Annotated in this window: 19 protein-coding genes; 9 read left to right on the plus strand and 10 right to left on the minus strand. The window is 53.2% G+C overall.

From position 1 onward, the window contains the following. Positions 1-33: 33 nt before the first annotated feature. A complete protein-coding gene (rpoN, locus tag TH63_RS16230) occupies positions 34-1,512 on the minus strand; it encodes an RNA polymerase factor sigma-54 (RefSeq protein WP_048921870.1) in 1,479 nt (492 codons plus the stop codon). Positions 1,513-1,736: 224 nt separating this feature from the next. Here rpoN and asnS point away from each other — a divergent pair, with 224 nt between their 5' ends. The 3 genes from asnS to TH63_RS16245 all read left to right on the plus strand — a co-directional run bounded on the left by asnS (position 1,737) and on the right by TH63_RS16245 (position 5,156). Further along, on the plus strand, positions 1,737-3,125 hold the full coding sequence (gene asnS / locus TH63_RS16235; protein WP_048921871.1) for an asparagine--tRNA ligase: 1,389 nt from the start codon (positions 1,737-1,739) through the stop codon (positions 3,123-3,125). Between the two features lie 740 nt (positions 3,126-3,865). Beyond that, positions 3,866-4,255 (plus strand): cell envelope integrity protein TolA, encoded by a 390-nt coding sequence (locus TH63_RS16240; RefSeq protein WP_156180662.1) that lies wholly within the window; start codon positions 3,866-3,868, stop codon positions 4,253-4,255. Positions 4,256-4,580: 325 nt separating this feature from the next. Further along, the gene (locus TH63_RS16245; RefSeq protein WP_048921873.1) at positions 4,581-5,156 is read left to right on the plus strand and encodes a DUF4252 domain-containing protein; all 576 of its coding nucleotides are present in this window, start codon (positions 4,581-4,583) and stop codon (positions 5,154-5,156) included. A 110-nt stretch (positions 5,157-5,266) separates the two neighbouring features. Here the strand turns inward: TH63_RS16245 and TH63_RS16250 are convergent, their stop codons facing one another. Together TH63_RS16250 and TH63_RS16255 are read right to left on the minus strand one after the other, a co-directional pair. Continuing rightward, positions 5,267-8,140, minus strand: a complete 2,874-nt coding sequence (locus TH63_RS16250) for a CHASE domain-containing protein (protein WP_048921874.1) — start codon at positions 8,138-8,140, stop codon at positions 5,267-5,269. 103 nt (positions 8,141-8,243) lie between these two features. Next, positions 8,244-9,593, minus strand: a complete 1,350-nt coding sequence (locus TH63_RS16255) for an FAD-dependent oxidoreductase (RefSeq protein ID WP_048921875.1) — start codon at positions 9,591-9,593, stop codon at positions 8,244-8,246. A gap of 106 nt (positions 9,594-9,699) precedes the next feature. Here TH63_RS16255 and TH63_RS16260 point away from each other — a divergent pair, with 106 nt between their 5' ends. Further along, entirely contained in the window at positions 9,700-10,206 is a 507-nt protein-coding gene (locus TH63_RS16260) for a methylated-DNA--[protein]-cysteine S-methyltransferase (protein WP_048921876.1), read from the plus strand. A gap of 189 nt (positions 10,207-10,395) precedes the next feature. On the opposite strand, the gene TH63_RS16265 is transcribed toward TH63_RS16260, so the two are convergent. The 4 genes from TH63_RS16265 to TH63_RS16280 all read right to left on the minus strand — a co-directional run bounded on the left by TH63_RS16265 (position 10,396) and on the right by TH63_RS16280 (position 15,237). Beyond that, a complete protein-coding gene (locus TH63_RS16265; protein ID WP_048921877.1) occupies positions 10,396-11,010 on the minus strand; it encodes an alpha-ketoglutarate-dependent dioxygenase AlkB family protein in 615 nt (204 codons plus the stop codon). A 77-nt stretch (positions 11,011-11,087) separates the two neighbouring features. Further along, the gene (locus tag TH63_RS16270) at positions 11,088-12,335 is read right to left on the minus strand and encodes a cation:proton antiporter (RefSeq protein WP_048921878.1); all 1,248 of its coding nucleotides are present in this window, start codon (positions 12,333-12,335) and stop codon (positions 11,088-11,090) included. 272 nt (positions 12,336-12,607) lie between these two features. Continuing rightward, positions 12,608-13,879, minus strand: coding sequence for a kynureninase (gene kynU, locus TH63_RS16275; RefSeq protein WP_048921879.1), 1,272 nt, complete (start codon positions 13,877-13,879; stop codon positions 12,608-12,610). 293 nt (positions 13,880-14,172) lie between these two features. Further along, positions 14,173-15,237, minus strand: coding sequence for an amidohydrolase family protein (locus TH63_RS16280; protein WP_197088577.1), 1,065 nt, complete (start codon positions 15,235-15,237; stop codon positions 14,173-14,175). Between the two features lie 208 nt (positions 15,238-15,445). Here TH63_RS16280 and TH63_RS16285 point away from each other — a divergent pair, with 208 nt between their 5' ends. The 3 genes from TH63_RS16285 to TH63_RS16295 all read left to right on the plus strand — a co-directional run bounded on the left by TH63_RS16285 (position 15,446) and on the right by TH63_RS16295 (position 17,870). Further along, on the plus strand, positions 15,446-15,841 hold the full coding sequence (locus tag TH63_RS16285) for a RidA family protein (RefSeq protein WP_048921880.1): 396 nt from the start codon (positions 15,446-15,448) through the stop codon (positions 15,839-15,841). A gap of 260 nt (positions 15,842-16,101) precedes the next feature. Next, positions 16,102-16,959 (plus strand): SDR family oxidoreductase, encoded by an 858-nt coding sequence (locus TH63_RS16290; protein ID WP_048921881.1) that lies wholly within the window; start codon positions 16,102-16,104, stop codon positions 16,957-16,959. Between the two features lie 176 nt (positions 16,960-17,135). Next, entirely contained in the window at positions 17,136-17,870 is a 735-nt protein-coding gene (locus TH63_RS16295; RefSeq protein WP_048921882.1) for a YebC/PmpR family DNA-binding transcriptional regulator, read from the plus strand. A gap of 135 nt (positions 17,871-18,005) precedes the next feature. On the opposite strand, the gene TH63_RS16300 is transcribed toward TH63_RS16295, so the two are convergent. The 3 genes from TH63_RS16300 to TH63_RS16310 form a co-directional block, all read right to left on the minus strand. After that, positions 18,006-18,317 (minus strand): hypothetical protein, encoded by a 312-nt coding sequence (locus tag TH63_RS16300; RefSeq protein ID WP_048921883.1) that lies wholly within the window; start codon positions 18,315-18,317, stop codon positions 18,006-18,008. 53 nt (positions 18,318-18,370) lie between these two features. After that, positions 18,371-18,847, minus strand: coding sequence for a hypothetical protein (locus TH63_RS16305; protein ID WP_048921884.1), 477 nt, complete (start codon positions 18,845-18,847; stop codon positions 18,371-18,373). Positions 18,848-19,060: 213 nt separating this feature from the next. Further along, the gene (locus TH63_RS16310) at positions 19,061-19,588 is read right to left on the minus strand and encodes a 3-hydroxyanthranilate 3,4-dioxygenase (RefSeq protein ID WP_048921885.1); all 528 of its coding nucleotides are present in this window, start codon (positions 19,586-19,588) and stop codon (positions 19,061-19,063) included. Positions 19,589-20,098: 510 nt separating this feature from the next. Here TH63_RS16310 and TH63_RS16315 point away from each other — a divergent pair. Both TH63_RS16315 and TH63_RS16320 read left to right on the plus strand, forming a co-directional pair. Further along, positions 20,099-20,887, plus strand: a complete 789-nt coding sequence (locus tag TH63_RS16315; RefSeq protein WP_048921886.1) for an SDR family oxidoreductase — start codon at positions 20,099-20,101, stop codon at positions 20,885-20,887. A 190-nt stretch (positions 20,888-21,077) separates the two neighbouring features. Then, positions 21,078-22,520, plus strand: a complete 1,443-nt coding sequence (locus TH63_RS16320) for an aldehyde dehydrogenase (protein ID WP_048921887.1) — start codon at positions 21,078-21,080, stop codon at positions 22,518-22,520. Positions 22,521-22,632: the final 112 nt, after the last annotated feature.

The raw sequence follows: 22,632 nt of genomic DNA on the forward strand, positions 1-22,632 counted from the left end.
TAATTCCTGATTCTTAATTGCTCGCTTCGCGAGCTATAGTTCTTTGCGAAGGCGGGCCACGGGGATATTGAGCTGCTCACGGTACTTGGCCACGGTGCGGCGGGCAATGTTATAGCCTTTCTCATTGAGCATCTTTTCAATCTTGTCATCAGAGAGGGGCTTGCGCTTGTTCTCGGCCTCAATAATGTCTTTGAGAATGGATTTCACCTCGCGGCTGCTGGCGTCCTCGCCGGCATCGGTGGCAATGCCCTCAGAGAAGAAGAACTTTAAGGGAATGATCCCGAACTCAGTCTGCACACTTTTGCTGTTGGCCACCCGGCTCACCGTGGAGATATCCATGCCAATGTCCTCGGCGATATCCTTGAGGATCATGGGCTTGAGCTTGCTCTCATCGCCTTCCAGGAAATAGTCATACTGGCGGCGTAGAATGGCTTCCATGGTACGCAGCAAGGTGTTCTGGCGCTGCTTGATGGCATCAATAAACCATTTGGCGGCATCCAGTTTCTGCTTGACAAACGTGACCGTCTCCTTGAGTTTCTTGTCGGTTTTGGCGCTTTTGTCATAGGCGTCAAACATATCGGCGTAGGAGCGGGAAATGCGCAGGTCTGGGGCGTTACGCGCATTCAAAGAAAGCTGCAGTTGCCCGTCTTCATTGGTGATGATGAAGTCTGGGATCACGTACTGGATGCGGGTGGCACCGCCGGTTCCGCCGGGCTTGGGGTTGAGCTTGAGAATCAGGTCAATGGCGGCCTTTAGCTCATGGTCTTCCAGTTCCAGCTTCTGCTGTATCTTGCTGTAGTGTTTCTTGGTGAACTCGTCAAAGGTCTCCTGAATGATTTGCTCGGCTACCTCGGTCACCTCATCGGGCTCGCGGCGCTCCAGTTGCAGCAAGAGGCACTCCTGCAGGTCACGGGCGGCAATGCCGGGCGGGTCAAAGGCCTGTATGCGGCGCAGCACGTCTTCTATCTCCTGCTCAGAGGCTTCTATGTTCTGGGAAAAGGCCAGGTCATTGGAGATGGCCTGCAGGTCACGGCGTATGTAGCCGTCCTGGTCAATGGAGCCAATGAGCTGCTCGCCAATGGCCAATTGCTTCTCGTTGAGGTTCAGGAACCCCAGCTGGTCCATGAGGGCATCGGTGAGGGAGCCGGTGAACGCGATGGGCATTTCGCGGTCCTCTTCCTCGCCGGGACCATCGCCCTGCATTTTGTAGCCGGCAATCTCGTCGTCGTTGAGGTAGTCCTCTATGTTCACGTCATCGTCGTCGCGGCGGGCCTCCTCCTCGGCAAAGTCATCCTCGGTGTTGTCGAAATCGTCATCGGCATCACTGCTGGAATCATCGTTGTCGGTAGGCTCATCGGCGGTATCGCCTTCCTCCAGGGCAGGGTTTACCTCCAGCTCTTCTTTGATGCGGGCCTCCAATTCTGCGGTAGGCACCTGCAACAGTTTAATGAACTGAATCTGCTGCGGCGACAGCTTCTGCGATAAAAGTTGTTTTAAGTCAAGTCTCTGCATAGGTCAAAGCACCGGGTCCTATAAGCGCGGACTAGGCCAAAGTTATGGTTTTTTACTACCGCTTTGCAAAAAAGGTTAATCGCGGCGGGGCGCGAGGCAGCAAGTAGCAGGTATCAGGTAGCAAGACTCTTCTTTTAAATTAATTTTTTGCTACTTGCTGCTTACTTTTGCAAAGGCGAAAAGTACGTGCAACCTGGTACGTGCTACCAGATACGAGAAACAACATGAAACGAATTAAAGTAAACGCATTGCTCAAGACGCCCGCCAGCGGGCAGGAAGTGTTGGTAAAAGGTTGGGTGCGCACCAAGCGCGGCAACAAGTACGTCACCTTTATTGCCGTGAATGACGGCTCTACCATCAACAACATACAGGTGGTGGCAGACATGACCCTGTTCACAGATGAGGGGTTGCGTGACGTTACCACCGGGGCAAGCGTTTCTGTGCTGGGTACGTTGGTGGAAAGCCAGGGCAAAGGCCAGACCGTAGAGATTCAGGCCAAAGCCATTGAAGTATTAGGCACCGCCGACCCGGAGACCTACCCTCTGCAGAAGAAAGGCCACTCGCTGGAGTTCCTGCGTGAGATTGCCCACCTGCGCCCCCGCACCAACACGTTTGGCGCGGTCCTGCGCATTCGGCATGCCATGGCCTACGCCATTCACCGCTATTTCAACCACAACGGGTTCTTTTACATTCATACGCCCATCATCACAGCCTCAGACGCCGAGGGTGCGGGCCAGATGTTCAGGGTAACCACCCTGGACCCCATCAACCCACCGCGTACCGACGAAGGTACCCCTGACTTCTCTGAGGATTTCTTTGGCCGCTCCACTAACCTGACCGTCTCTGGTCAGCTGGAGGGTGAGGTTTGCGCCATGGCCCTGTCTGAGATCTATACCTTCGGCCCTACCTTTAGGGCAGAGAACTCCAACACCAGCCGCCACCTGGCGGAATTCTGGATGGTGGAGCCGGAGATGGCTTTCTATGAGTTAGAAGATAACATGGACCTGGCCGAGGATTTCCTGCGTTACCTGGTGCGCTACGCCCTGGACCACTGCCCGGATGACCTCCAGTTCCTGAACGACATGTATGACAAGGAGCTGCTGGACCGCCTGGCCTTTGTGGTGGAGAACGATTTCCAGCGCCTGACCTACTCAGAGGCCGTGGCCATTCTCATTGACGCCAAGCAGAAGTTTGAGTACAAAGTGGAATGGGGCACCGACCTGCAGAGTGAGCACGAGCGCTACCTGGTAGAGAAGCACTTCAAGAAACCGGTGATTTTGACCAACTACCCTAAAGACATCAAGTCTTTCTACATGAAGCTCAATGATGACAACCAGACCGTGCGCGCCATGGACGTGTTGTTCCCGGGTATTGGCGAGATCATTGGCGGCTCGCAGCGCGAGGACAACTATGAGAAGCTGGTGAAACGCATGCAGGAAATGCACATCCCTGAAAAGGAGATGTCGTGGTACCTGGATACCCGCCGCTTTGGTTCTGTGCCGCACAGCGGCTTCGGGTTGGGTTTTGAGCGTCTGCTTTTGTTTGTGACCGGTATGGGCAATATCAGAGACGTGATTCCTTTCCCACGCTACCCTAAGAGTGCAGACTTTTAAGGAGGTATTAGTAGTACCTATTAGTTCATACACTGCCTCGCTGCCAACCGCAACGGGGCAGTTCTGTTTTAGGCTTGTTTTATAGAAATCAGGCTTAAAACGCAGGTGAGGGCCTAAGCCAAACAGACTGCATTCTAGATTTCTCTCTTCTGGCTTATTCTGCCCTCAGCACCTTTCATGATCCCCTGAAGTGCCTGCCTTATTTATTCGGAAATAATCCTAATTTTCCTGCCTGTTTTCAGGAAGGAAGATCCTGCGCAAATATCTTAACATTACAATATAACTATGTTGTAATATTATTTGCTTTTTCTCTCACTTAAATCATTGACGGCACCGCCAGAAAATATTCACTTGCAAAGGGTTAGCTCATAAAACTTGGCAAAACCACAGGTGCTTATAAATTTTTTCATAAAAACCCACTTTAAACCCAATCAAAGGCTAAAAACTACCGTATAGATTGGCTACGGCCTTCCTGATTCTGAGGATATTAACCCCTTAGAACGAATTAGCAGACCTTAAATTTTACAAATTCTTAACTTTAAAATTATTTTTTTTCTTAACATTTTGGATTGTTCCAAAAATGTCTTTTAATTTACAACACCAAACAAACAAACTAACATCAAAATAACTCAAATCCTATGCTAACACGTCTACTTCTTTTAGTGTTTATGTTTGCCATGTTATCAGGCACTTCCTTTGCTCAAAGTGCAACTCAAACTCAGAAAGAGCGCATTGCTCAGATGAAAGAGAAAGAAAAAGAACGCAAAGAACTGGCTAAGCAAAAAGAGAAAGAGCGTAATGAACTGGCCAAGCAAAAGCAAATAGCCCGCGAAGCGGAACTGGATGCTAAATATGCCGCCCTTGATGAGGCTATGTTCCAGAAAGAAAGCGCCAGAAAAGAAGCTGAGAAAGCAAGAGCCATTGCTTTGAAAGAGAAAGAGCAAGAGAAAAAAGCGGCCATGAAAGAGAAAGCCATGGCCATGAAAGAGAAAGAGAAAATGGCTAAGTTGGCCATGAAAGAAAAAGAAGAAGCTAGAAAGCTGGCCGCCGAAGAGCGTGCCCTGGCTTTGAAAGAGAAAGCAGAAGCCCGTAAAATATCTAACGTAAGGGTTGCCTCTAACATCAAGTAGTCCTTCTACTATATTTTGACAACAGGAAGAGCCCGCAATTGCGGGCTCTTCCTGTTTCAGGCCCGTTTTCCTAAAAACAGGCTTGACTTTTACTGCTGCATTTGCAGGGGTTTTAAGAGCCAGAAAAGCCGTGGCTCACCGCTATGGCCGTTCGTCACCAAGCTGCTTTCACAAGGGCAAAGCATACGTTGAAAGCTGTCTGGATAAGCAGTATTTCCCCAGGCTCTTTTTTTCAGGTTCATTAGTTGTCATACAAGTTCTGTTTCAAAGGCGAGCAAGCGTTTCAAGGCTGTTTTCCGTAAAACAGGGGAAAAACAGAATTTTTATGCACTACCTTCCTTCCCGCTTCTCCCCTAAAGCTATTCTACCTGGTTGGGCGCTTGCCTTGGTCATGGCTGTTTTATATGTGCTACCAAGCTGCAGCACCACCAGCAACCTGCCGCCGGCCCAAACCACGGTAGACTTTTACCAGAAATATAAAAATGAGGCAGGTTTTAAAGGCACCACGCTACCCGTGGGGTTGGTGACCCGCTACCTCCTGCCCAAAGACGCGGATACCACCGTGCGGGCCGCCCTGGCCAACATCACCTCTATGCGGGTGCTGTCGTTCACGCCCACCAACCGAAAGGCACAGCGGCTGCTGGACCACGGCCTTACCCAGGAACTGGACCAGGTATTGACCAAAGAAAACTACGAGAACCTGCCGGTGGTTCTGGATAACCCGGGCGCCTTGCAGTTCAGGATGCGCACCGCCCAGGAGCAGGTGCAGGAAATAGTGGGCTACCGCAAATACGGCAACTCCTTTCTCATGCTGCAGATCAATGGCCGCTTTACCCGCCGGCAGGTGGAACAGATGCTCCAGAAGATAGACCCCGAGATTTTCCTGCCGCTACTGGGATAAGAAAGCCAAGATAACCTGAAGAAAGCCCTTTACATGCGAAACCCGTTTTGGGCCTGTTTTCCGGAAAACAGGCCCAAAACGGGTTTCGCCTTTTCTTGGTTGTTCCTTCCTCAGGAAGCTACCTCTTTAAAGTAAACCGTGAACTTACTGCCGCGGCCGGGCTCGCTGCTTACCTCTATGCGGCCACCGTTGTTTTCAATAATGCGCTTGACAATGTACAGGCCAATGCCGGTGCCTTCTACGTGCGAGTGGAAACGCCGGAACATGGTGAACAATTTTTCCTGCTGGTCTACGCGTATGCCCAAACCATTGTCTTCTACGGTGAGCACCACAAACCCATTATCGCGGTAGGTATGCACAGACACCTTTAGCGGGGCCTCTGGGTTGCGGTACTTAACGGCGTTAGACACCAGGTTGTAGAGAATACTGCGCAGGTTCTTGCGGGCATAGCGCAGCTGAGGAACTTCAAAGGAAGTATCCAGCACTACGCCGGCCTCCTTGATCATAGGGGCAATGTCCTCCTCTACTCCTTCCAGCACCTCGGCAAAAGAAAGTACCTCTGCTTGCGAGTCCAGGTCTTTCTGCACCTTGGTGATCTCGGTGAGGTCATGGATGGTACCCTTGAGCTTGGTAATGGAAGAGGCTACCATCTGCAGCAGCAACTGCTCTTCGGTCTTCTCTTCCTTCTCCTCATAGCTTTCCAGCAGGGCGGCGGTGAGCCCCTCCAGGTTGGCCAGCGGCGAGCGCAGATCATGTGAAGCCGTGTACACGAAGCTGTCCAGGTCATTGTTGATCCTGATGAGCTCGTTGTTTTTGTTGTTCAGCTCCTCATTGATGTAAGAGAGCTGCTCGCGGCTTTTCACCTGCTCGGTTACCTCCACGGCAAACGTCAGGACAGACTCCACTTTGCCGCTGCCGCTAAAGATGGGCTCATACACCATATTGAAATACCGCACTTCTTCCTGGCCCCCAGGTTGCTCAAACGGGATGGGCACTTCCTGGCCAATATACGGCTTTCCGGTTTCCACTATGCGCGCAATGGCCTGCCTGAACTTCTCACGCCGTGACGGGTGCAGTGACTCCGTGGCGACGGTGCCTACCTGCGCCTTGCCCCCATAGAGGTTGCTTAAGTAGGCGTTCACCAGGGTGTAGGTGAGGTCCTTGGTCCTCACCAGCCCCACGATGGCGGGCACCTGCATGAAGATCTTCTGCAGGGTATCAGCGCTTTGCTTCAGTTTCCGCTCCATTTTAATGCGGTCACTAATGTCAATGGCAGAGCCGATGTAGCCCATAAAATCACCCTCGGCGCTGAAGCGCGGAATACCGGAGGCCATGACGCCCCGGTAGGTGCCGTCTTCGCGGCGCAGGCGGTACTCTATCTTGAATTCTTCCCGGGCCTCATGCGCCCGCTGGTACACCTGGGCTATGCGCGGCGCGTCTTCGGGGTGGAAAAACTTCTCCCAGCCCTTGCCCAGGTTATCATCCAGGGTAGAGCCGGTGAATTTGAGCCACTGGCGGTTAATGTAGAGGCAGTTGTTTTCCTGGTCTGTGATCCAGATCATCACCGGGGCGCTGTCGGCCATGTTCCGGAAACGGGCCTCGCTTTCCAGCATCGCTTTTTGGGCGCGTTTCTCCTCGGTCACGTCGCGCACCTCCAGAATATGGCCCACTACCTCGCCGCCCTGCTTCACAAAACGGGTGGCGCAGGAAACCGGAATGCTGGTGCCGTCACGGCGCAGGAAAGAATCCTCAAAAGAGAAGGCCCGCTGTGACACCAGTTCGGGGGCCAGGTTGCCCGGTTCGTGCCCTTGGTGCACCAGCTCATACAACGGTTTTTCCTTGAGCTCCTCCATGGAGTAGCCCAGCAGGCGCTCTGCTCCGGGATTCTGGAAGGTGCAGTAGCCGCGGTCATCCAGCATGAAAATACCGGCCGTGGTGTTTCTGGTGATCAGGTTGGTGAGTTTGTTAGAGAGCAGGTACCGCTGCAAAGACCAGATCACAAAGAAGATCAGCAAGCTGATGATCCCGCCACCCAGCAGGATAAGGTTGTGCTCGTCCAGGCCCGGTTGGTTGGAGAAGGTGCGGTTGGCCTGGTAATGGACGGTCCAGGTACGGCCGGCTATGCGCACAACGTCTTTGGCTACCAGCAGTTTTCCGCTGCTGTCCAGCTTCTCGGTGCTTGTGGCTTCGTTGCTATACAGCAGGGCCTCTGGTTTTATGTCTTTGCCGTCATAGATAGCGACGCTTACATCTGAAAAGTCTTTGCCTATGGTGTTATTGAAAAGGTCCAGGGCCCTGAAGGGCGCGTACACAAACCCTTTCAGCCGTTTTCTGCGCTCCGTTAGGTCTACCGGGTCTACGCCCCCAAAGTACACGGGCATGTAGATCAATAACCCCGGCTGCACATTGGTCTTGCCTTCCTGCTCCAGTTTCACCATGCCAGTCATGGCGGGCAGGTTAAAGTCGCGGGCGGCCTCCATGGCCTCGCGCCTGATGGGCTCATTGAACATGTCAAACCCGAAGGCGCGCTTGTTCTGCGCGTTCATGGGCTCTATGAAAATAATGGAGGAATATTCTACGCGGGGACCCGCTGGCCGCACCTGGAAATCCGGGAAGCCTTCGGCGCGTATGCGTCTCTCTAAAGAGGGCAAGTTCTCAGGGGCCACCATCACGGCAAAGCCGATGCCCTGCACGCCCGGGTAATTGGCCGTTACCTGCAGGGTGCTCAGGTACTGCTGAAAATCACGGCGGGTAACGGTGTCTGAGGCGGCAAAAAGCCCGTTCACCCCTTTCAGGATCTGCAGGTAATAGCCCATGCGCCGTTCCAGCGTGCCCTTTATCTGCACCTTTCTAATCTCAAAAAGTTGCTTGTCCTCGGCCTGGTCATTGGCCCTGGAGATATAGTAGGCGTACAGGGTAATGCCCAACACCAAGATGAAGGACCCCAGCGCCAGGTAATAATCTTTTAAGCGGGAAAATATCATGTATCGTTTCTTCTCTTCAGCTACAATCCGTCAAAGGACTTCCAAGGGCGGCAATGGCGTTTTGGGTCTCTTTTCCGGAAAACGGGCCAGAAACAGGAAAGCGCTAGGCAAGGTTTTCCTGCAGGAAGGCCTGCACCTCGGGCCGGTCATAATCTTCCTCCGTCTGGATATATTCCATTAACTGACGCATCATCTCTTCCTGCCGCTGCCCGTTGGCCAGTGCCTGGGAATACGGTAAATCTGGGGAAAAGGTGACCATGGAATACAAAGGTAACCAGGCATCTGGGTATTGAGCGGTTATTTTAGACTCTATTTTCTTCTGGAGCAGAAACCGTGGGTCGGCTACTTTGTCCCGCATCTCAATAAAGTTATAGACGGCCAGGTCCGCGATGGCGTCTGTGTTGGGTTTGCGCACTTCCTGAAACGTCTTGAAAATGGTTTCCCACTCGCCCTGGTGCTCTTCCAGCAGGCCGCGCAGCACGGTACAGTCTTCAAAGCCGGCGTTCATGCCCTGGCCATAGAAGGGCACAATGGCGTGGGCGGCATCGCCTAAGAGCAGGATCTTGCCGGCATTGCTCCACGGGAAGCATTTCACCGTGACTAAGGAGCCGGTGGGGTTCTCAAAGAACTCCTGCGCCAGCTCGGGCATGAGCGCCGTCACATCGGGGAAAATCTCCTGGAAAAAACCATGCACCTGGGCCTCGGTCTTAAGCGACTGGAAAGAGGGATCTCCTTCAAAGGGAAAGAACAGCGTGCAGGTAAAGGAGCCGTCTATGTTGGGCAGGGCAATCATCATGTACTGGCCGCGGGGCCAGATGTGCAGTGCGTTTTTCTCCAGCTGCCAGCTGCCATCGGCCGCGGCCGGAATGGAGAGCTCTTTGTAGCCGTAGTCCAAGTAGCTTTGCTCATAGTTGAACCGGTCTGTCTTCTGGAGCGAGAGCCGCACCATAGAGAACGCGCCGTCTGCGGCAAAGATCACATCTGGCGTGATCTGGTACTCCTGGCCGGCGCTGTTGTCCAGCATGGTTACTTTATTAGACGCCACCTCTACCTCCAATACCTGCTGCTGAAAATGGAGCGAGATGGTTGGCTGGGCCTCGGCTAGGTCTAATAGGGCCTGGTTCAGGCCGCCGCGTGACACGGAGTAGATGGCCTGCCCCTCTTGCCCGTACGGCTGAAAGGAAAGGTGCCCGCTTTTGTCATGCATGACCCGGCGGTACATGGGAATAGCCACTTTCTTGATGTCTTCCGAAATACCGATGGTTTCCAGCGCGCGCCAGCCGCGGTCACTCAGGGCCAGGTTGATGGAGCGCCCGGCGGGGATGTCGGTGCGCCGCAGGTCGGGCCGCCGCTCATACACATCTACCCGGTAGCCCTGCTTGGCCAGATACAAAGAAAGCAGGCAGCCTACCAAGCCACCGCCCATGACACTTAACTGGGTGTTTTTTTCCATGAATATGCGGTTATGATCCTGCTTCTGGCGCAGTAGCTACCAAAAAATACTGCGTTTTACGGTTACAAGCGGTAAACTTGGTTAAATTTCGTGAAAAACCCGCACCATGGCCGCTCCTTTGCCTCTCTTTGTCCATCACCTGGTCTCGCCGCTTGGCACCCTACGACTAACCTCTACGGAAAGCCACCTGGTTTCGGCCTGTTTTCCGGAAAATGAGCTTGAAACGGACACCGCGCACCTGCCGCCTTGCCTGCAACTGGCGGCTACCCAATTAGAGGAATATTTTGCCGGTACCCGCCAGACCTTTGATGTACCCTTGCACCCGCAGGGAACACCCTTCCAGCAGCAGGTGTGGCAGGCGTTGCAGCAGATTGCTCCCGGCAAAACGGAAACCTACCTAGGGCTGGCCAAACGCTTTGATAACCCCGGGGCGGTTAGGGCCGTGGGGGTGGCCAACGGTGCTAATCCCTGGCTGGTGCTGGTGCCCTGCCACCGCGTGATAGGCGCCAAAGGGGAACTGGTAGGCTACGCCGGCGGGCTCTGGCGCAAGAAATGGCTTCTGGAGCATGAGGCCAAGATGAGCGGGGTGTACCAGACTTTTTTAGAATTTTGATTGAATGATTGAGTGAATGTGCTAAAGTGAACCTTCTATGGGGCGGAAGTTTTTTCTCCCTTCTAAACCTCTATTCAAACGTCATTACAGTTCGCCCACAAGGTCCTTTCAGGATGACAGAAGAGTGGCGAGTCACTTTATTCTCTCAATCATTCAATCACTCATTAAATCTCATTCACTCATTAAATCTCACTCAATAAACCTAAACGTGAGGTTAATCCTTGGCTCCAGAGGCTTAGCTGATTTGGGGACTTGGTGTTGCCAATGATGCTGTGTCTCACTGGCCATCAACAAGAGACTTCCTGAAGGTAAGATGAGTTTGTGTTTAAGCTCTGGTTGGGTGCGGTGCCGGAAATGGAAGCTTCGTTCCTGGCCTAGAGTCAAAGACGCAATGGTGGGGTTTTGGCCTAGTTCTGGTTCGTCATCTGAATGCCAGCCCATGCTGTCTTGGCCGTGGCGGTAGAGGTTGAGCAGGACGCTGTTAAAGAAGGTGCCGGTCAAGCTTTCCAAATTCTTTCTTACCTCACTTAGTTCAGGCAGCCAGGGCAATGGCTCCCAGGTGAGCCCCGAGTAGGTGTAGGCTTTGCCCGCATCTGCGTACCAGACCGTGAGCCGGGGTTGGTCTATCTGTTTGCCAAACAGCTTTATCTTTTCCTGCTTCCAGGCCGCCTTGGCTTCTAACACTGCAAAAAGCGCCTCGGCAGCGGGGCCGGAAAGAAATTCTTTGAGCAAGTACACCTCTGCGTCTGGCATGCGCAACCGTTGTGCACTGTGCTGTTGCCGGAAATCAGAAGAAAGATCCATAGGGAAACTGGTTTGGGGCAGGTTTCAGGAAAACGGGCTTAAAACGCAAAACCTGGTAACGGCCTTCTTTTCTAAGGTTACTTCACTTTCAGATCGCTGGGGGTGCGCCGCTTGTCAATGTAGTTCATGGCAGGAGTAGCCAGAATGCCGTGCACAAGCACAGACAGCAAGATGATAAAACCAGCAATAGACCAGATCTGGTCCGGCTCCGCAAATTTTGCTTCCTGCAGGCCAAAGGACAGGTAAAAAATAGAGCCAATCCCCCGTATCCCGAAGAAGCTGATCACCCATTTCTCGCGTAGCGGTATTTTTGTCCCCCATAACCCCAGCATGCCGGCCACGGGCCGAATGACTAATACAAAAATGCCCCCGGCCACCGCACCCTGCCAGGTAAGGGAATCCAGGAGCCCGCGGGCCACGCTACCGCCAAACAAGAGCAGCACCACTACTAGCAAGATACGCTCTATCTGGTCTGTGAAATCATGCAGCTCGCGGTGGTATTCATAGTCGCGCTCAATATTCTTGATGGTAAGCCCGGTTATGAACACGGCAATAAACCCGTAGCCATGGATCATCTCAGAGAGGCCGTACACCAGCAGCGTGGCCGCAATGGCCACAAAGCCGTCATGGGTCTCTGGGAAGCGGGTTTGCTTGGGCAGTCTAAAGAGCAGGTACGCCAGCAGCCTCCCCATGAGATACCCCATGGCTACGCCGGCCACAATGCGGTACAAGAGGTCATAGGCCAACCACCTGCCCAGCCACTCAGTGGGCTCTACCCCATGAATTGCCAAGGCGATCGCCAGCCAGGTAAACGGGAACGCCATGCCGTCATTCAGGCCCGCCTCGGCGGTAAGGGAAAAGCGGGCGTGGTCCTCCACCTCATCACTGGGCGGACCTACCTGCACATCGGCGGCCAGTACGGGGTCTGTGGGGGCCATGGCCGCGCCCAGTAGCAACGCCGAGGCCAGTGATAGACCCAGCCACCACCACCCCATGAACGCCATAGCCGCAATACACAGTAACATGGTCCAGCTCACCAACCTGAACGGTACCGCCCAGTTCTTAAGCGTGAACCGGCGGTTGATCTTGATGCCGGTACCCATGAGGGTGATAATGACGCAGATCTCTGAGAGCCTGAGGGCCGCCTCATTCTCCCGCAGGGGGTCGGGCTCGGGCAGACCCAGCGGCAGCATGTACAGCAGATACCCCAGCGCCACAAACACAATGCTATAGGAGAAAGAGAACCTTTCCAGCCACTTTGGTAACCAGGCCATGGCCAGGGCCGAAGCCCCAATCACCACAAAAACGATTAGATATAAACTCATAAAAAGACAGAAACCATCGCCAGAGGCGAGGGCTTTCTAGTATAAATACGAAGGGTCATACGGAAACAAGTTTCTCTTGGCCATCTTTTCGGCTATCCTTAATTGCTGTATTACAGCTACTTTCCGGGCCTATGCTTATCTCTGCGCCTAATAGAGACGTATATTCCCCCTCAAAACCGCTACCTAATTACTTTCGGAAAGCAAAAAGGCCACTCTCTTAGAAGCGGCCTTTTGTAAAACGAAAACTATCTCTTTTAGCTGATCTGCTACTGTTACTTCTGAAAATGCGCCGTCAGAAACTGCCCGAACCGGTACACGTCTTCAAAGGTATTGTAGAGCGGCGTGGGCGCCACCCGAATCACGTTGGGCTCGCGCCAGTCCAGGATAAAGCCATTGGCCATGAGCGTGTCAAACAGTTGCCGGCCGTTCTGGTTCACCAGCAAGGAAAGCTGGCAGCCACGGGCCGCCGGGTCTGCCGGGGTAATGATTTCCAGCAGCTCTTTGGGCTGATTCAGCTCTTTAATCAGGAACTCCAGGTAGCCAGTCAGTTTCTCGCTTTTGGCCCGCAGCTTTTCTATTCCGGCATCGGCGAAGATCTGTAACGAAGCCTTGTGCACGGCCATGGGCAAAATCTGTCCATTGGATACTTGCCAGCCTTCGGCCCCGGCCATGGGAATGAACCCCTTTTTCATCTGGAACCGCTGAGCCTGGTCATGGCCCCACCAGCCTGCAAAACGGGGCAGGTCATTATTTTGGGCGTGACGCTCATGCACAAATACGCCAGAGGTGCCGCCCGGTCCCGAGTTCAGGTATTTATAGGTACACCACACGGCAAAGTCCACGTCCCAGTCATGCAGTTGCATAGGCACGTTACCGGCGGCGTGGGCCAGGTCAAAGCCGCAGGGCACGCCGGCTGCGTGGGCCGCCTGGGTAATGGCGGCCATGTCAAACACCTGGCCGGTATAGTAATGCACGCCACTCAACATGACCAGCGCCAACTCGTCTTTGTGCTCGGCAATGGCGGCCAGGATATCCTCGGTGCGCCAGGTGCTTTCGCCTTCGCGCGGGGCTATCTCTAGAATGGCCTCGTCTGGGTGGTAACCATGGAACTTCGCCTGGGTTTCCAGGGCGTACTGGTCTGAAGGAAAAGCACCGGCCTCGGTTAAAATCTTAAACCGCTTGCCCTCCGGCCGATAAAAAGACACCAGCATGAGGTGCAAGTTCACGGTGAGTTGGTTCATGATCACCACTTCTTCGGGCTTGGCGCCTACCAAGGCGGCAGACAGCTCAGACAGCGGCTTGTGGTACGTAAACCAGGGATTATCGCCCTTGAAATGGCCTTCCACGCCCAACTCGGCCCATTTGGTCATTTCCTCTTCCAGGGCCGCTCTAGCCGACTTAGGCTGCAGCCCCAACGAGTTGCCGCACAGGTACACGGTGTCTTTGCCGTTGTGCTGCGGAATATGGAAATGCTCTTTGAAATAGCGTAGCGGGTCAGCGTGGTCTTGCTCCTGGGCGTAGGCGAGAGTATTTTGAAAAGACATGAAGGCGAAGTAAAAGAATGCGTTAAGATGAATTCAGTTGGCTAATTTACCTAACAGGCGTTAGAGAACCATATTATTAGATGGCTTCTTTTCTGCAATTACTGTTTTGGGCCTGTTTTCTGAAAAACGGCCCTAAAACGCTTTTATCTAAGCACGGACAATTCTTCTAACTATTTTAAGCAATTCCCAAAATCAAACTTGCGTGTCTTGAGGCTCTCGCCTCACAGAAGTTGAAAATTTGAACCAGGGAAAGGTAGGTGCGGCCCGCTGGGTTTGCTTGGGATAACCGCTTCTTACGCCTTTTTGTTTACCGCTTGCAGGAAGCGTTCTTTCTCCAGCCCCAGCCATTGCAGGGCCGCACCGCCTAGCAGCAGTTCTTTGGTGGCGTCTGGGTAGGGCATGGATTCAATGAGCTTACCGGGTTCCAGTTCTCCTAGCGGGAAGGGGTAGTCGGTGCCCAGGGCTACTTTGTCGGCGCCGAATTGCTTGACCACATAGTCCAGGGTATTGGGGCAGTGCACCAGCGAGTCAATCCAGAATTTACCAATGTAGTTCTTGGGGGGCACAGGGTTGTCTACGGCGCAAAGATCGGGGCGCACGTCAAAGCCGTGTTGTATGCGGCCAATGGTAAACGGGAAAGAACCTCCGCCGTGGGCGAACGCCAACCGCAGGTGCGGCAGGCGCTCCAGCACGCCCCCGAAGATAAGAGAGCAGATAGCGCGGGAGGTTTCGGCGGGCATGCTCACCAGCCAGGGCAACCAGTACTTGCGCATCTTCTTCTCGCCCATCATGTCCCAGGGGTGCACAAACACGGCGGCACCCAAGTCAGCGGCGGCTTCAAAAATGGGGAAGAGCGAGGGGTCGTCCAGGTTGGTGTTGTTCACGTTAGAGCCAATCTGCACGCCAACCAGACCCAGCTCCTTTACGCAGCGCTCCAGTTCCTTAATGGCCAGTTCGGTGTCCTGCATGGGCAGCGTGCCCAGCCCCACAAAGCGCGTGGGGTAACGGGCCACTACGCCGGCAATATGGTCGTTCAGGATTTTAGAGAGGTCCCAGGTGTGTTCGGGCTTGGCCCAGTAACTGAACATGACCGGCACCGTGCTCAGCACCTGCACGTGCACGCCGTGGTGGCCGCACTCCTTGAGCCGCACCTCGGGGTCCCAGCTGTTGTCCTGGATCTCCCGGAAGAAGCGGTCATCTTTCATCATGCGGGCACAGCAGGGCTTGTGGTGCTCCAGCCGCACAAAACCGCCGTAGCCGTACCGCTCGCGCAGGTCTGGCCATTTCTCGGGCAGAATATGCGTGTGGATGTCAATCTTGAGCGGGGCGTGCAACATGGCAGAAATAGGAACAAACATTTGTAACCGATGCTCAAAATAAGAAATCTCCTGCACATTGCGGAATACAACCTTTGTGCTGCCTCTGTTTTTGGCCTGTTTTCCGGAAAACAGCCGCAAAACGGTTTTTTATTGTGGATTGTTTTTGTTGATTGTTGTGTAAAACCTTTGTAGGGGCAACCACAAGGGATTGCCCCTACGGTGAACTTGCACCTTAAAACCTCAACCTATGTCTACCAAAACAACTCGTGAATTATTCTCCTCGGGGGCGCCCTGGGAAAGCACGGTGGGCTACTCACGCGCCGTTCGGGTGGGGCCGCTTATTGAGGTGGCCGGCACCACCGCCGTGGAAAACGGGCAGGTCATCGCCCCCGGCGATGCTTATGGCCAGACCAAACACATCTTGCAGAAGATTGAGCGGGTGTTGCAGGAGGCGGGTGCCTCTTTGGAAGATGTGGTGCGCACCCGCCTGTTTGTGACAGATATCAGTCAGTGGGAAGCCATTGGCCGGGCGCATGGTGAGTTTTTCCATAGCATCAGGCCGGCTACTTCTATGGTGGAGGTGAAAGCGCTCATTGACCCGGCTATGCTGGTGGAAATTGAGGCGACCGCCTACTGCGGCTGACGTTTCCGTTTTAGAGGCGTTTTAAGGAAAACAGGCCTAAAACGCACTTTTCTCAAGGAGGTAGGCACAGAAAAAAGGCCTCGCCGGAACGCGTTTCCCCTTGGCTGACCGGGCTTTTCCAGAGCTTTACCTAAACGTTAAAAACTGGTTTCTTTTGGTGGAGATTCTGTAGTTTTCAAGATGAGTGGTTGACAAAAAGGCAAAAATCTTTTACATTACAGGAGCTTAGGCTATGTCTTGTCCTTAAAAACAGCTTGCCCATGGAAACAGTCTTAGTATTAGGAGGCACCGGAAGCCTGGGCTCCTGCATCATTGAAGTACTGAAAAAGCAGCAATACCGCGTGCGTGCCACCGCCCGAACGCCGCTCAAGGCAGAACAGCTGAAACCATCGGTGGATGAAGTAGTGGTCTGTGACCCCACCCAGCCTGGCTCTTTGTTGGCCGAACTGGTAGAAGGCATAGATTACATTATTTCGGCGCTGGGCAAAAGCCTGAACTTAGCAGACCGTAGCCGCACGTCGTTTCACCAGGTAGATTTCCAGGGAAACCTGAACGTGCTTCGCCTGGCCCAGGCCCACGGACAGGTGAAGAAGTTTGTGTACGTGGGAGCCTTTAGCGGCGAGAAACACCCTGAGGTAGCCTATTTCAAAGCCCACGAAGATTTTGCCCGGGAACTGCGCCACAGCGGACTGGCCCATACCATTGTAAAACCCCCTGCCCTGTTCTCGGCGTTCCTGGACCTGCTGCCCATGGCCCGCAAAGGCCGCCTCCCTTCCATTGGCCCCGGCGACTGCGTGACCAATCCCATTCATGAGCAGGAGGTAGCCGAGATCTGCGTACAAGCCCTCACCCAACCGTCCCAAACCATAGAACTGGGCGGGCCGGTCACCTACTCACGGGTAGAGTTGGTAAAGCTGGTGGGCAAATCTATTGGCAAAACGTTACCGGTTCCTTCCATCCCCTACTGGGTGGCGAATTCGGTGCTGCCGCTGGTGCGTTTGGTCAACCGCTCTCTGTATGAAAAAGCCGCGTTCCTGATAGAAGTGGCCAAAACCGATTGTGTGGCGCCCGTGAAGGGTAGGCTCAGGCTGGAGGATTATCTGGCGGAACATGTATGACTAAGCCTTCTGACTCAACAGTCAGTCTCTCCTTTTATAACCCCTCCTCCGCTTTCCGGTGGGTTTCAGGGCCCTGGTCTGTCTGCCAAAACAAAACGTAAACATGCCCTTAACCCGCTTGGGCTATCCGCCGTTTTTACCGATATTTGCCCGTACTTCGTTTTAGACTAACCGCAATGGGAAGAGCATTTGAGTTCCGGAAAGCCCGGAAAATGAAACGCTGGGACATGATGTCCAAGCAGTTCACCCGCATAGGGAAAGAGATTGTGATGGCCGTGAAAGCCGGAGGCCCAGACCCAGACACCAACTCGCGGCTGCGCGTGTGCATCCAGAACGCCAAAGGCGTGAACATGCCCAAAGACCGTGTAGAGGCTGCCATTAAGCGCGCCCAGGGCAAGGAAGAAAATGATTATTCTGAAGTAGTATATGAGGGCTACGGTCCGCATGGCGTGGCCGTGCTGGTAGAAACCGCCACTGATAACGTGAACCGTACCGTGGCCAACGTGCGCATGCACTTTAACCGCACCGGCGGTGAGTTGGGCCGCACCGGCCAGTTTGACTTCATCTTTGAGCGCAAAGGCGTGTTCCATTTAGAGGGCGAAGGCCTGGACATGGAAGAACTGGAACTGGACCTGATTGACTTCGGGCTGGAGAGCATTGACAAAGACGAAGAGGAAAACGAGATCATCATCCAAACCTCTTTCCCTGATTTTGGCGCCATGCAGAAAGCCCTGGAAGAGCGCGGCCTGCCCGTGAAAAGCTCTGAGCTGCAGCGTTACCCCACGGTATTGAAGGAACTTTCCCCTGAGCAGCAGGAAGACATGAATAAGTTACTGGACCGTCTGGAAGAAGACGAAGACGTACAGGCCGTTTACCACAACATGAAAGAAGACGCCGGAGACGACGAATAGAAACGTTTTAGGCCTGTTTTGAGGAAAACGGGCTTGAAATGGGAGGTATAGCGAAGGCCCGCTTTCTGGAGAGAAGGCGGGCCTTTGTGGTTATTATAGGATGACTTACAGTTTATAAACGATTACGTTCATTTCTCACATTTCTATTTCTTTCTTCCAGACACGGGTAACCAGCCTTTCAATTATAAAAGCATATAAAGCAACGTTCAGCAAAAGCGCAGGTAAATAAAGGGCCCAATGTTCTAAAATGAATTCCCAAAACAAAGTATGAATCGGAAATCTGAATATGTAAAATAAGCCTACCAAAGCTTCAGAAATCAAACCTCCACTTGAAGTTCCCTCATCTTCCGCCGCAGCAAATATGAACGACGCAAACATCAGAAAGGTCAGAATGGTACCTGTCAGAATAAATAAAAAAGGGTTGAATTTCTGTAGCAGGTTTTTCATATTCCTATAATCTTTTATCAAAAGCTAATCGCTCTATCTATTCATAGCCCCTTTTATTTTGTCCCGAAGTAGATTTCATGCTCATGATAAAACAGTAAGGCCCAGTTTAAGCTTTCGTCAATCACAGTTAAGTCGTCAGAAATTGGGTAGTAGAAACTGTCAAAATATTTAACCAATAGTTTCCAAGGTACAATCATCACCTCTGCTGGTCCCCATGAAAGAATGACCTCCTTGGCAAAAGGCAGCCCTCTCTCATAAAGCCATTTCCTTACGTCCTTTTGATTTTCTTCATCTATTTGGGCTTTATCTACATTCCTAAAAAAACCTTTTTTGAACGGGATATCATCATGAAGCTGACTATTCTGTATAAAATTCCATATAAACTCAGAAGCGTTTCTGTTAAGTGGCTTCAGTTGCTCAAGATGTAAATCCGGCAGCTTATCATACTTCTCATCTATAAACCGCCAATTCAATGAAAACTCCTCTAAAGGGATTACGAACGCATTAATATTGTCAAAACCGACTTTCATTTACAAATGCGTTCTATACTTGCCCTCTAATTTATTCCGCATGCCTAAAGCCTTTCTAGTTCGCCCACAAAATCCGTTCAGGATGACAGAGGAGGGATAAGCGTATTGACAAAGAAAAAGTACCCTCCTGTGTAAACACCCCTCTGGGCTCCCCTCAAGGGGAGAGTCTGCGTTGAGTTGGCGGTTATGGTTCTGCTTCTTACCTGTCTTTCCTTATTGCACCGGAGCTGGCTTTTGCATCACCTCCCCGCAGTTCTTGCAGGTGCGTTTTTCCTCTGAGGCCCAGAAGGCGTCCATGACCACGGGCAGCTGTCCTACAATGTCTGAGACCGGAATAAACTCCTCGTAGAGCTTGGTGTTGCAGTTCTCACAGTACCACTGGAAACCATCCAGTTCTTTTTTATCGCGGTAACGCTCCATAACCAGGCCAACGGTATTGGGGCCGCGGCGCGGGGAGTGCGGCACGTTGGGCGGAAGCAGGAAAATATCGCCTTCGTTGATGGGTATGTCTTTGAACTCGCCGTTGTCAATGACCTTGAGGATAATGTTACCCTCCAGCTGGAAGAAGAACTCCTCGCCATTGTTGATATGGTAGTCTTTGCGCGAGTTAGGCCCGCCTACCACCATCACAATAAAGTCTTTATTGTCTTTATAGACCTGCTGGTTACCCACCGGCGGCTTGAGCAGGTGACGGTGTTCGTCTATCCATTTCTTGAAATTGAAGGCAGGTTGCAAGGCCATGGCGGTAGGGTTAAATAAGTGAATACTAAAATCGACCCCTGGTGAGAGAAGGTGTTCCAAGGTACGAAACCGCCTGCAAAAAAGATAAACCCGTTTAAGAGCCGTTTTCCGGAAAAGAGGCTTAAAACGCCTTCCCGCCCTTTTTCTCCTTCTTCCGCTACCGCCCGGGTTTAGCTGTCTTCCAAAGCCTGTATTTAGTATACTTAAAAGAGGCACAGACCACCCTTGGCTTCTTCCTTTCCGTCCCCTCTTTGGCCTTTCCTTCGCTTCTCCGTTCCTCTTATTTTGTCATCCTGAAAGGATCTCGGGGGCGAACGGTAATGACTTTGAATACACGCTACTGCCGTTCGCTACCAAGTACTTTCCAAAATGACGGGAGGAGAGGAATGGCAGCAGGACAAAAGTTGTAGATGGCAGGGTTACAAAATCTGAAAGAAGCAGCACTTCCCCGCAATATTTCCTATTTTGTTCCCTCAGAACTAAGAACTCCAGACTCAGAACTCTTTTCAAATGGACTTAAACCTTAAAGATAAATACGCTATTGTCTGCGGAAGCACCCAAGGCATCGGGAAAGCCGTCGCGCTGGAACTGGCCCAAATGGGCGCTACCGTCACATTGGTGGCCCGCAACGAGACCAGCCTGCAGCAAACGTTGCAGGAGCTTTCTACCCAGGCCGGACAAGGGCACAATTACGTGGTGGCAGACTTCACCAAACCCCAGGAAGTGCAGGAACGGATGGCGGCGCACCTGGCCCAAACCGGCCAGGCGCATATCCTGGTCAATAATACCGGTGGCCCGGCCGGCGGCCCGGCTCTGGATGCCGCTGTGGAAGAGTTTGAGAAAGCCTTCGCGGCGCACCTCATCTGTAACCACGTGCTGGTGCAGGCGGTGGCCCCGCTCATGAAAGAGGCGCAGTACGGGCGCATCATCAACATCATCTCCACCTCGGTGAAGCAGCCAATCAAAGGCCTGGGTGTGTCAAACACCATACGTGGCGCCGTGGCTAACTGGGCGAAGACGCTTTCCTTTGAGCTGGCTCCCTTCGGGATTACCGTCAACAACGTGCTGCCCGGCGCCACCCTCACCGCCCGCCATCATTCGCTCATTGAAACCAAAATGCTGAAAACCGGCCTCTCCCGCGAAGAGATTGAGAAGGAAATGAAAGCAGGCATTCCGGCCAACCGCTTCGGGGAAGCCGCTGAAGTAGCCGCGGCGGCGGCGTTTCTGGCCTCACCCGCTGCTGGGTACATTAACGGCATCAACCTACCGGTAGATGGGGGTAGGTTGGGAAATCTGTAGCGGCGTTACCCTGTAACGCCGTGCCTCCATGAGGCAACGCCGCATCCTCCGGTTTAATGCTATTCTTCATGTCAGAAGCAAGAATTTGTTCCATAGAGAAAATCCTGCCGGTTTCCGCCCTATTGCTGCGTAGAACCACGGCGTTACAGGGTAACGCCGCTACATTTACCTTACATCTAGCGTCCCACCCATGCTGCATCTACAGAACTTCATCAACGGCACCTTTGTCCCTATGGCTTCTGGCAACTACTTGCCTAACCTGAACCCAGCCACGGCCGAGGTATTTTCACAGCTTCCGGATTCTGATGAGCGGGATGTGCAGGCAGCGGTAGAGGCGGCGGAAGCGGCGTTCCCGGCCTGGTCTATGTTATCAGCCGAAAAGCGGGGGCGGTATCTGATCAAGCTCTCAGAGCTGATTGACCAAAACCTGGAGCGGCTGGCTGAGGCGGAGACGACGGATAATGGCAAACCCCTGAAGCTTTCCAGAACGGTAGATATTCCCAGGGCCAGCAGCAACCTGTACTTCTTCGGGACGGGCGTGCAGCACTTTGCGTCTGAGTCGCATTTCATGGAGGGCGTGGCGGTGAATTACACCGTGCGGCGTCCGCTGGGTGTGGTGGCCTGTATTTCCCCGTGGAACCTCCCGTTGTACCTCTTCACCTGGAAGATTGCCCCGGCCCTGGCCGCCGGAAATACCGTGGTCGCCAAACCCTCAGAGATCACACCTTACACCGCCCATCTGCTGGCCGAACTTTGCTTGGAGGCCGGTCTCCCGGCGGGTGTCCTCAACATCGTGCACGGCACTGGTCCCAAAGTGGGCGCGCCTTTATGCGAGCATCCACTGGTGAAAGCCATCTCCTTTACCGGAGGCACCCAGACCGGCAAAACTATCGCCCGGACGGCGGCCCCGCTTTTTAAGAAACTGTCATTGGAACTGGGCGGCAAGAACGCCACCGTCATCTTCGCGGACTGTGACTTTGAGAAAACCGTGGCCACCGCCGTGCAGGCCGCCTTTGCCAACCAGGGCCAAATCTGCCTTTGCGGCTCTCGTATTCTAGTAGAAGGTCCGCTGTATGAGAAATTCAAAGAAGCTTTTCTGGCCAAAGTAAAGACCCTTACCGTAGGCGACCCCATACAGGAAGGCACGAACCTAGGCGCTTTAGTATCCGAAGCGCATCTACAGAAAGTGCAGCAGTACATTTCTCTGGCCAAGGAAGAAGGCGGCACCTTGCTGGCGGGCGGCGAACGGGTACACCTGGAAGGCCGCTGCTCCAAGGGCTATTTCCTGCAACCCACCGTCTTTGAGAACCTCCCCCACACCTGCCGCACCAACACTGAGGAAATCTTCGGGCCAGTGGTAACCCTGCAGCCCTTTGAAACCGAGGAGGAAGCTCTGCATTCTGCCAACTTCACTCCCTACGGCCTGGCCGCCTCCGTCTGGACCCAGGACCTCACCCGGGCCCACCGTGTAGCCCATGCCCTGCAAGCGGGTATTGTTTGGGTGAACACCTGGCTCCTGCGGGACCTGCGCACTCCATTTGGCGGCATGAAACAAAGCGGCGTGGGCCGCGAAGGCGGTTGGGAAGCCTTACGGTTTTTCACCGAGGCTCAAAACGTGTGTATTAAGCTTTAATGATTGAGAGAGTGAATGAGTGATTGGGAGAATGATTTAAATTTTCCCATTCTCTCACATCATTGAGGAAGTGACTTTCCAATACCATTACCTAAAGTCACGGAAGTAACTT

Source organism: Rufibacter radiotolerans (assembly GCF_001078055.1).
Classification (GTDB): domain Bacteria; phylum Bacteroidota; class Bacteroidia; order Cytophagales; family Hymenobacteraceae; genus Nibribacter; species Nibribacter radiotolerans.